Origin of the sequence: Dactylosporangium sp. NPDC006015 (assembly GCF_040614215.1) — a bacterium.
GTDB lineage: Bacteria > Actinomycetota > Actinomycetes > Mycobacteriales > Micromonosporaceae > Dactylosporangium > Dactylosporangium maewongense.
On the sequence record NZ_JBEXUD010000086.1, the window covers coordinates 19,104 to 29,086 of the forward strand.

Consider the following 9,983-nt stretch of genomic DNA (forward strand, 5'->3'; position numbering starts at 1 on the left):
CGTCGACGTTGGCGGTGCCGGACCTCCCACCCGGATACGTACTGCGCGACCGGGTCGTCGCGCAGCTTGACGCAGCTGTGCGCGCGCCGCTGACGCTGGTGACCGCGCCCGCCGGATGGGGCAAGACCGCCGCCCTGGTCGCGTGGGCCCGCACCGTGCGGATCGGTGACGAGGTGCCCGTCGTGAGCTGGGTGACCGCGCACTCGCCGGACGGCGCCGACGTGCCCGGCCGGCTCCGCGGCGCCCTCTCCGCGGGGGATCACGCGGCGCCCGCCGGGGACCTGAAGCCCGACCTCTACGCCGAAGACCTGCCGCGCGCCGTCGACGCGCTCGACCGCCCCCACGTCGTGGTCGTCGACGACGTGCGCGAGATCAGCGACCAGGCCGCGCTCGCTGAGCTGGAGTCGCTGGTGCGGCACGGCATGGGCCGCCTGCACCTGGTGCTGTCCTGCCGGCGGGATCCGGCGTTGCCGTTGTACCGCTGGCGGGTCAACGGCTCGCTGACGGAGGTGCGCACGACCGACCTGTCGCTCACCATCGCCGAGACCGCGCAGCTGCTGGCCGCGCACGACGTCGTGCTGCCGGGCAGCACCCTGTACGCGCTGCACTCGATGACCGAGGGCTGGCCGGCCGGGGTGCGGCTCGCCGCGATGGCGATGCGCGGGCACCCGGAGCCGGAGCGGGTCCTCGACGACGGCGGCGCCTACAGCACCGCCGTCGGCGACTTCCTCACCGGCGAGGTCATCGAGACGCTGCCCGCCGACACCCGCCGGCTGCTGCTCGACACGGCGGTCGCGACGCGCCTCAACGCCGGCCTGGTCGAGGCGATCACCGGCCGCGACGACGGCGCGCGGGTCCTCGCGGAGCTCAAGGGCTCCAACGCCTTCCTGACCCGCAACGCCGGCCCCGGCGGCTGGTACCGCTTCCACCCGCTCTTCGCCCGCACCCTGCACTCCGAGCTGCAGCGCCGCAACCCCGAACGCGTCGCCGAGCTGCACCGCCGGGCGGCCGCGTGGCACTCGACCTACGGGATCCCGGCCGAGGCGATGCGGCACGCGCTGCTCGCCGAGGACTGGACCGGCGCCGTCGAGACGCTGGACCGGCACTGGCCGGACATCGTCGGCGGGGTCCGCTACGACCGCCCCCACGAGGCCGCGCCGCACCCGCCGGCCGGCGACGAGCACGCGGACCCGCGGCTGGCGCTGGCCTTCGCCGCGGAGCGCCTGCGGGTCGGCGACCTGGAGGGCACCCGCGACTACCTGCGCCGCAGCAACCGCGCCGCCGACACCCCGCCCACCTCCAGCACCGGCCCCACGAACCCGACCGCCCCGACCGCGACCGGCCCGACCGCGACCGGCCCAACCGCGAGCAGCCCGACCGCGAGCAGCCCAACCACCACCGGTCCGGCTGCGAACGGGACGACCACGACGGCTACGAACCCGACCGGCCCGACCGCGACCGGGACGTCCGCAACAGGCACGAACGGCCCCACGACCTCCACGCCCGCCAGCACCACCGGCACGACCTCGACCGGGCCGGCCGCCACCGCCACCAGCGGTGGGGGCGCCGGAACCACGGACGCGCCCGGCAGAGACGGCGGCAACAGCCCCGCCGGCGGCGCCGGAGCCACCAGCACCAACGGTACGAACGGCGGCAACGGCAACGGCGAGACCGCGCCGGCGAGCGCGACCACCACGAACACCGGCACCGCGTTCGTCACGAACACGAACGGCACGAACGGGATCGTCACGAACGCGTCCGGCGGAGACGGCGGCAAGAGCACCGGCACCGGGCCCGCGAACGTGGCCGCCACCGGCGGCTCCGCGGGAGGGACCTCCGCGAGCGGTCCGGCCGGCATGAACCGCGCGGCGTACGGGATGGGCGCGAACGGACCGACCGGCAACGTCGGCGCGACCGTCGGGCGCTCCGGGCCGGCCGGGTCTGGTGTGCCGGCCGCGCTGCACGTCCCGGCCGCGAACGGTGGCGGTGCGACGGCCGTGATGACCGCGCCCGCGCCGAGCGGGACGTCCGCCGGTACACCCGCCGCTGGACCGGTCGCGGCAGCCGGCGGCACATCGAAGGAGCCCGCCGCGGCCAAGGCGCCGGCCCGGGTCAGCGCGCGGATGATGGCCGGGTTCATGGCCGCCGAGGCGTGGCTGTCCGGCGACCCGCGCAGGACGCTCGCCGCCCTCGGGGAGCTCAACCGGCCCGAGGACCAGACCGACGAGGTCCGGGCACTGTCCATGTTGGACGAAGGCGCGGCCCGGCTACGGCTGGGTGAGCTCGCCGCCGCCGGGTCTCCCCTGCACGGGGCTCTGGTGCTCGCCCAGCGCACAGGCATGGCGCAGACGCAGGTGTGCGCCGCGGCGCAGCTGTCGGTGCTGGAGGCGGCCCGCGGCAGGCTGCGGGCGGCGGCTCGGCTCGGCCGGCAGGCGCTGGTGACCGCGGACCGCTTCGGCATCACCGACGCGACCGACCTCGGCTGGGTCCGGATGGCCCTGGCCAGCGTGTACGGCGAATGGGACCGCATCGCGGAGGCTGACCGGCTCCTCGACGAGGGCCTCGACCTGGCCGCCGGCGACCCCGACCTGCTCGTCGCGATCGCGACGGTGCGGGCGAAGCTCCGCCACGGCTCGGGCCGGCTCGCCGCCGCCCTGGAGGTGCTGCACACCGCCCGCCGCGAGCTCGGTGGCGCGCCGCTCACGCCCAGCGTGGAGCGGGCCCTGGCCCTGACGGAGGCGGAGCTGCGAATCAGCGGCGGGGACCTGGGCGCGGCCCGGCGACTCGTCGCGACCGGCGGCGACCCGGACGTGTACCCGGGATGGGCCGCCTGTGTCGACGCGTCGGCGGCGCTGGTCGAGGGCAAGGCTGCCGCCGCCGCGTCGACCGCCCAGCAGTACGCGACCCCGTCGGTGGACACGGCGCTGACCTGGACCGTGCACGCCGCGATCCTGACGTCCCTCGCCGGCCGGGCGCTCGGCGACCGCAACCGGGTGCTGCGTGGCCTGGAGGTCGCCCTGGACATCGCGGAGGAGGAGAGCTTCCGCCGGCCGTTCCTCGTCGGCGGGCACCCCGTCCGGGACCTTCTGGCCAACTTCGCGCCGCTGCTGCCCGTGTACCACCCCCTCGCGGCCGAGCTGGCCGCCGGATCGTCGCCGCTGGCGGGCGGCGGGCGGGGCGCCGACGGCAGCCTCGTCGAGCCGCTCACCGAGCGGGAGCTGACGGTGCTGCGGTACCTGCAGGGCACGATGTCCAACCTGGAGATCGCCTCGACGCTGTACGTGTCGGTCAACACCGTCAAGACGCACGTCAAGAACATCTACCGCAAGCTGCACGCCGGCCGTCGGCGCGAGGCCGTCGAGCGGGCGCGGGAACTGCGGCTGCTGTGATGCTCGTCCGGGCCGTCGACGAGGGAACCGGACCGGCGACGGCCGCAACGCACCGCTGTGTCTGGGCGGCGCTCGCGGCCACCGTCGCCTGGCCGGCGCTCAACGTCGGCGGCGTCACCCACCCGCAGGCCGCCGCCGTCGGGGTCGGCCTGCTCACGGTGCTGCCGCTGCCGGGGCCGGCGCTGGGCATCGCGTTCGCCGCCGGGCTGGTCCTGATGACCGGCCAGCCATTCGCACCGCTGTTCGCCCTGGCCGCCGCGTCGCTGATCGCGCTGGTGGGCGTGCCGGCGCAGCACCTGCCGGGCTGGATGGGGCCGCTGTCGCTGCCGACGCTCGGGGCGACGGCCCTCTTCGCCGGGCTCGTCGCCGGACTGCCCGGGGTCCTTGCCGGACTGCTGCTGGCGAGCGCCACCTCGGCGCTGATCCGGCGTGCTTGAGTACCTCCGCGGGCGGCGTACCGCGATCGTGCGCCAGCAGGCGGGCGCGGCGCAACGGGCCCTCGCCGGCGCGTCCGGGCAGCCGCGCGTCGGCCCGTTCTGGCCGGCCGACAACTGGGTGTTCGTCGCGTACGCGGCGGCCCTCGCCTGCGCCGCGATCGCCGCGCTGGGCATCCACTGGCTCGGCGCGCCGCCGCTGGGCCGCGCGGTCCTGGCCGCGGTCGCCGCCACGGGGTTCCTGCTCGCCGGGCTGCACCTGGTGAGGACGCCGGCGAGCCGGGAGCGGTCGCTGCGGCAGTACCTCACCGACCCCCGCGACCGGTCCATGTTCGAGGAGGCCGCCGCGTACGCCGACCGGATCGTGCTGACCTGGCCCGCGCTGGAGCGGCTCGGCGACCCGACCGATCCCCACGACACCCTGGAACGCACGCTGTGGGACCTCGCGCACGCCCTCGCCGAGCGCGGCGAGCTGCGGACCGCCGCCCGGGCGCTGCGCGCGTCGGTGGGCGAGCCGATCGGCGCGGGGCTGCTGTTCGCGGCCGTCACCGACAGGCAGGCGGAGCTCACGCAGCGGCTGACCGAGGTCGACGCCGAGGTGAGCCGGCGGGTCGGGCAGCTGCGGCACCTCGCCGCGCTGTGCCAGGGGTTCCTGGACCAGCGGGCGGCGCAGTCGCGGGCCCGCGTGCGGATCGACGCCGCCGACGCGCTGCTCGGCGCGATCAGCGGCCGGCCGCCCCGCGACGCGGAGCCCGCGGAAACACTGACAGAACGGACTGAAACGGTACTAGCCGCATACCGCGAACTGGCCGACGAATTCGAGTAGCTACCCTGCCGTGGTGTTGAAAACCAGGCTGTTGATTGGTTCGGGGATCGCCGTCGCAGCCGTGGGGCTGTTCTTCGCATACCTGCGGATGGCGTACGCGTTCCCGATCAACAGCGACGGCGCGAGCAACGCGCTGCAGGCCTGGGACATGTTCCACGGCAACCCGCTGCTGTCGGGATGGACGCTGTCCGACGTCGCGTTCTACCCGACGGAGCTGATCCAGTACGCGATCGTCCAGGTCTTCACGGGGCCGACCGTCGACCAGATCCACATCGCGGCCGCCATCACGTACACGATGATCGTGCTGCTCGCCGCCGCCCTCGCGAAGGGCCGCGCGACCGGGCTCCAGGCGTGGCTGCGGGTCGGGGTGACCGTCGCGATCCTGCTGTGCCCGGTGCCCGGCACCGGCTTCCAGACGCTGCTGTCCTCGCCCAACCACACCGGCTCCGCCGTGCCGCTGCTGCTGGCGTGGGGGGCGATCGACCGGATGCGCGACACGAAGGCGAAGCCGGTCGTCGTGGCGCTGCTGCTGGGCTGGGGCGCGTGGGGGGACCCCCTCGTCACGTTCGTCGGCGCCGTCCCGCTCGCCCTGGCCTGCCTGGTCCGTGCGCTGCGGCTGCCCGGGCCGCTCCGGAGCCGCCTGACGAGCATGGACTTCCAGCTGGCGCTCGCCGCCGGCGCGTCGGTGGCCCTGTCGCACCTGGCGACCTGGGCACTGCACGCGATCGGCGGCTACCACACGCCGAAGCCGCCGATCGAGCTGTCGCCGTGGGACGAGTGGTTCGGCCGGGCGCACATGACGGCGCGGATGCTGGGCGTGCTGTTCGGCACCCACCGGCCCGGCTGGCAGGGCAAGTGGATCCAGCAGGGGGTGTCCTACCTGCACCTGATCGGGTTCGTCGTCGCGCTGGTCGCCGTCGCGATCGTGCTGCTGCGGACGCTGCGCGGCACCGCCGACCGGGTCGAGTCCATCATGGCGATCGCGATCTGCTGCGACATCGGCGCGGAGATCGTGTCGACGCTGCCGGTCGACCTGATGGCGGCGCGGGAGATCTCGCCCGTGCTGCCGATGGCCGCGGTCATCGCCGGTCGCGTCGTCGGGCCGCGGCTCATGGCCGCCGACGGGCCCACCGGCCAGCGGTTCACGGCCCGCTGGCGGCAGGGCGTGCTGGCCGGCGTGCTGGCGCTGCTCACGCTGAACCTGGTGGCGTACTCGCCGCCGCGCGCCCAGGCGTCCGAGGGGCAGGAGGTCGCCGACTGGCTGCAGGCCCGCGGGCTCACCTACGGCCTCGGCGCCTACTGGGTGTCCAACAACATCACCGTCACCACACACCGGAAGGTGACCGTCGCGCCGGTGATCGGCGACCACGACCGGGTGATCCCGATGTGCTGGCAGTCGAAGACCGACATGTACGACGCGGCGCACGACGCCAGGTTCATCGTCTTCGAGAAGGACCGCCCGTTCTACGGCACGCCGGCGCAGGCGATGCGCATGTGGGGGTCGCCGAAGCAGCGCTTCGACAGCGGCCGCTACGCGGTGCTGGTGTACGACGTCAATCTCCTGGCAGGGTTCCCGCCACCCTGCTGACGCCTCAGGCTCACCGGACGTTTATACAATCGTCGATGTGCGCCGGTTCGTCGTCTGGGGTGACAACGCTCTCGCACGGCGGCTGGTCGGCGAGCTGATCAACAGCTACGGCGCTCAGGTGACGGCCGTGGTCCCGTCGCTCACGCAGAACCTGGCGCCCGAGATCGCCGAGCTGTGCGCGCCCGACCCGTGGTCGATGGTGGTGCAGGAGCGGCGCCTGACCGCGGCCACGTTCCTGCGGCCCGAGCTCGCCGACGCCGAGGCGATCGCGTTCGTCGACGCCGACGACGTCGCCAACGTCGACGCGGCGCTGATCGCCCGGGAGGTGCTGCCCGACGTCCGGGTCGTGCTGCGGATGTTCAACACCGTCCTCGGCGCCGGCGTGGCGTCGCGGGTGCGCAACTGCGCGGTCCTGTCCGCGTCGGAGATCGCCGCGCCGGCGTTCGTCGCGGCGGCGCTCGGCGACAACACCCCGACGTCGATCCAGCTCACCGACGGCCAGCGGCTCGCCGCCGTCGACCGCGCGCTCGCGAACCCGGCCGACATCCGGTGCGGCCTGGCGGACACCGCCGGCGGCACCACCCTGCCCCCGGACGACGCCGCCGACCTGGTCCTCGTCAGCGTCTACGGCCAGGTCCAGCCGGCGCCGCGGCGCGACGGCCGGCACCCGCTGCGGATGACCCGGCTCGTGCTCAAGGGCGGCCTGCGGCGAGTCCTCGTCGGCGTGTTCGCCCTGATCGCGACCGGCAGCGTCGTGGTCGCCACCGTCCGGGACCTGAGCCCGTGGCGGGCGCTGTACGTCACCGTGCTCACGACCCTCGGTGGCGCCAACGCCGACCTGGAGGCCGGCCGGATCAGCCAGGCCGTCGACCTCGCGCTGGTCTTCGCGGGTGTCGCGGTCATCCCGGCGGTCACCGCCGCCGTCGTCAACACCCTCGTCAAGGCCCGCCTGAAGATCGCCGCCGGCGGCCTGGCCGTGCCCGTCGGCAACCACGTGATCGTCGTCGGCCTCGGCAACGTCGGCGCGCGCGTCGTGCAGGGCCTGCACGACCAGGGCATCGACGTGGTGGCCGTGGACCGCGCCCCGACCGCCCGCGGCGTGGCGGTCGCCCGGGCGCTCGGCATCCCGGTGATCCTCGGCGACGCCAAGGACACCGAGACCCTCGAGGCGGCGTCGGTGGCCACGGCCCGCTGCCTCGTCATGGTCACCACCGACGACGTCACCAACCTGGAGGCGGCCCTGCTCGCCCGTTCGCTGCGCGCCGACCTGCGGGTCGTGCTGCGGCTGTTCGAGGAGGACTTCGCCCGGCGGATCAAGGTCGCCTTCGGCATCAACCACTCCCGCAGCGTCTCCTACCTGGCCGCCCCCGCCTTCGCCGCGTCGATGGTCGGCAGCGAGGTCGTCGACACGATCCCCGTCGGTCGCCGCGTCCTGCTCGTCGCGGAGGTCCGCGTCGGCGCCCGCTCCCTGCTGGAGGGCCGCCCGTTCCACGAGGTCGGCGTCGCCGACGAGCTCCGTCTCGTCGCCGTCCAGACCGGCCGCCCCGGCCTCGGCCAGGGCGTCCAGACCTTCTGGTGGCCCGAACGCAACCGCGGCCGGACCCTCGACCGCAGCCACACGATGATCGTCGTGGCGACCCGCGCCGGCCTCGTCTCCCTGCTGGAGCGCGCCGCCACCCGCCCCTGACACCCGCCGGTCACCCTTCGCGGGTGCTGGCGGGTCACCCGGCCCGGGCGACCGTCGAGGCATGGAATTCCCACCTGTCGAAGGCCACGGCCTCCCTCGACGAGATCTGGCGCCTGTACGACGAGACCCGGGACTTCTGGCGGACCTGGGTGGGGCGCCCCACGTACGACGGCTGGAAGGGGCTGGCGGAGACCGTCGACTGGCTGTGCGACGTTCACTCAGCGCTACGACCGGCGAGCAGCTCGGCAACTTCCCGCAGGCGTTCTCCCACCTCGGCCTCATCAACGCCGCGATCCGCCTGGACGAGGCCCTGCGCTGACCCGCGGCGCAGAGCTGGTTCACTTGCCGGTGTGAACCCGCGGCGGTACGGCGCCATCGACGTCGACTATCCGGACACCGGGGGCGCCCGGGGTGCGCTGGTGGTCGCCGGCGAGCCGACGTTCGGCGCGCTGCTCGACGAGCGCGTCGCCTGGCTCGACGACGTCGCCCCGTATGAGCCGGGCGCCTTCTACAAGCGCGAGCTGCCGGCGGTCCACGCGCTGCTGGATCCGCTGCCACCGCTCGACCTGCTCATCGTCGACGGCTACGTCGACCTGGACCCGGACGGCCGCCCGGGCCTCGGCGCGCACGTCCGCGACGCGCTCGGCATCCCCGTGGTCGGCGTGGCGAAGACCGCGTTCCGCAGCGCCACCCACGCCGTCGCCGTGCGCCGCGGCGGCGCGGACCGCCCCCTGTTCGTCACCGCGGCGGGGGTGCCGCTGCCCGACGCGGCCGCGATGGTCGCGGCGATGGCCGGGGCGTTCCGCCTGCCGGACGCGCTGCGCCGGGTCGACGCCCTCGCCCGGGGGCGCGGCACACCTTTCCAGCGATAGTCTTCATATGTAGAGTTTCAGGTATGCCGAGGTTGCCGCACTCGTCGCCACAGACGCTGCACGTCTTCGAGGCCCTGCTCGCCGCGCCCGACGCGTGGCGGTACGGGTATGACCTGAGCCGCGAGACCGGGTTGGCGTCCGGTTCGCTGTACCCGATTCTGATGCGCCTCGCGGAGGGGGCGCTGCTGGAGACCCGCTGGGAGCCGGCGGAGCAGCCCGGTCGTCCCCCACGCCACCTGTACCGGCTGACCCAGGACGGCGCGTCGCTGGCCCGCTCGCGCCTGGCCCGGCGCGCGGCGCAGGCCACCGCTCCGGCGCCGCGCCTGCACCCGCGGACCGCGTCGTGAGCGCCGTCCACCGGCTGGCCCGCGGCGTCCTGACCGTGGCACTGGCGGGCAGCCGCAGTCCGTGGGGCGCCGCCGTCATCGCCGAGCTCGACGAGGTCAAGGGCACCTGGCCGGTGCTGCGCTGGACGGCCGGCGGCCTGTGGGTCGCGGTGCGGGAGCGGCGCCGGGTCCGCCGTGCCGTCGTCGCGGCCCTGGTCGCGACCGCCGCGCTGGCCGCGTTCCAGCTCCGCTCGATCCCGTCGGGCGCGATGGCGCCGACCCTGTCGATCGGTGACCACGCGGTCGTCGACCGGCTCTCGTTCCGGCTGACGGGCATCGACCGCGGCGACATCGTCGTGCTGCGCGCCCCGTCGGGCGTCGGCGGCTCGTCGGGCGTCGGCGGCTCGTTCACCGCCGTCGACAGGGTCATCGGCCTCGCCGGCGACACCATCGACTGCGCCGGCGGCAGGGTGCGCCGCGACGGCACGCCGCTGGACGAGCCCTACGTCCACGGCGCGGCCACCGACTGCACGCCGGTGACGGTCCCCGACGGCATGCTCTACGTCCTCGGCGACAACCGCGAGGTCGCCCGCGACTCCCGCCACTACGGCCCCATGCCCGCCTCCGGCGTCACCGGCCGCGTCCTGCTGGTGTGATCCCCGTGGCACGTTTCGGGGATTCGACGGTCCGCAAGATTGACTAACGTTGTCTTCGACAGCAACGGAAAACACACCGGACACCGGGGAGAAATGCAATGAGCGAGTGGGACAGCGGCGACCACGGGTACGACGGCGGCACCGACTACGGTCACGTGGAGACCGGTGCGGACCACGAGTCGCTGAACCAGCTGCACGAGGTGAA

At 74.7% G+C, this 9,983-nt stretch carries 8 protein-coding genes; all 8 read left to right on the top strand.

Annotated elements, in window-relative coordinates:
• The first annotated feature begins 14 nt into the window (after positions 1 to 14).
• The 8 genes from ABZ321_RS56950 to lepB all read left to right on the top strand — a co-directional run bounded on the left by ABZ321_RS56950 (position 15) and on the right by lepB (position 9,778).
• Complete coding sequence (locus ABZ321_RS56950) at positions 15 to 3,389, top strand: LuxR C-terminal-related transcriptional regulator (protein ID WP_354905246.1); 3,375 nt, start codon at positions 15 to 17, stop codon at positions 3,387 to 3,389.
• On the top strand, positions 3,389 to 3,826 hold the full coding sequence (locus tag ABZ321_RS56955; protein WP_344503890.1) for a hypothetical protein: 438 nt from the start codon (positions 3,389 to 3,391) through the stop codon (positions 3,824 to 3,826). Before ABZ321_RS56950 ends, ABZ321_RS56955 begins: the two co-directional genes overlap by 1 nt.
• On the top strand, positions 3,819 to 4,649 hold the full coding sequence (locus ABZ321_RS56960; RefSeq protein WP_354905248.1) for a hypothetical protein: 831 nt from the start codon (positions 3,819 to 3,821) through the stop codon (positions 4,647 to 4,649). The genes ABZ321_RS56955 and ABZ321_RS56960 overlap by 8 nt, the downstream gene beginning before the upstream one ends.
• 13 nt (positions 4,650 to 4,662) lie before the next feature.
• Complete coding sequence (locus ABZ321_RS56965; RefSeq protein WP_354905250.1) at positions 4,663 to 6,237, top strand: hypothetical protein; 1,575 nt, start codon at positions 4,663 to 4,665, stop codon at positions 6,235 to 6,237.
• A 37-nt stretch (positions 6,238 to 6,274) separates the two neighbouring features.
• A complete protein-coding gene (locus ABZ321_RS56970; RefSeq protein ID WP_354905253.1) occupies positions 6,275 to 7,924 on the top strand; it encodes an NAD(P)-binding protein in 1,650 nt (549 codons plus the stop codon).
• Between the two features lie 350 nt (positions 7,925 to 8,274).
• Positions 8,275 to 8,796 carry an endonuclease V gene (locus ABZ321_RS56975; RefSeq protein ID WP_344503894.1) on the top strand — a complete coding sequence of 174 codons (522 nt, stop codon included), beginning with the start codon at positions 8,275 to 8,277 and terminating at the stop codon, positions 8,794 to 8,796.
• A gap of 23 nt (positions 8,797 to 8,819) precedes the next feature.
• Positions 8,820 to 9,143: a PadR family transcriptional regulator gene (locus tag ABZ321_RS56980; RefSeq protein WP_344503895.1), complete on the top strand. Its 324-nt coding sequence runs from the start codon at positions 8,820 to 8,822 to the stop codon at positions 9,141 to 9,143.
• Positions 9,140 to 9,778, top strand: a complete 639-nt coding sequence (gene lepB, locus ABZ321_RS56985) for a signal peptidase I (protein WP_354905257.1) — start codon at positions 9,140 to 9,142, stop codon at positions 9,776 to 9,778. Before ABZ321_RS56980 ends, lepB begins: the two co-directional genes overlap by 4 nt.
• Positions 9,779 to 9,983: the final 205 nt, after the last annotated feature.

Excerpts from the sequence above, each read along its gene's own strand:
- ABZ321_RS56955 (WP_344503890.1), top strand. The coding sequence starts at position 3,389 with ATGCTCGTCCGGGCCGTCGACGAGGGAACCGGACCGGCGACGGCCGCA.
- ABZ321_RS56980 (WP_344503895.1), top strand. The coding sequence starts at position 8,820 with ATGCCGAGGTTGCCGCACTCGTCGCCACAGACGCTGCACGTCTTCGAG.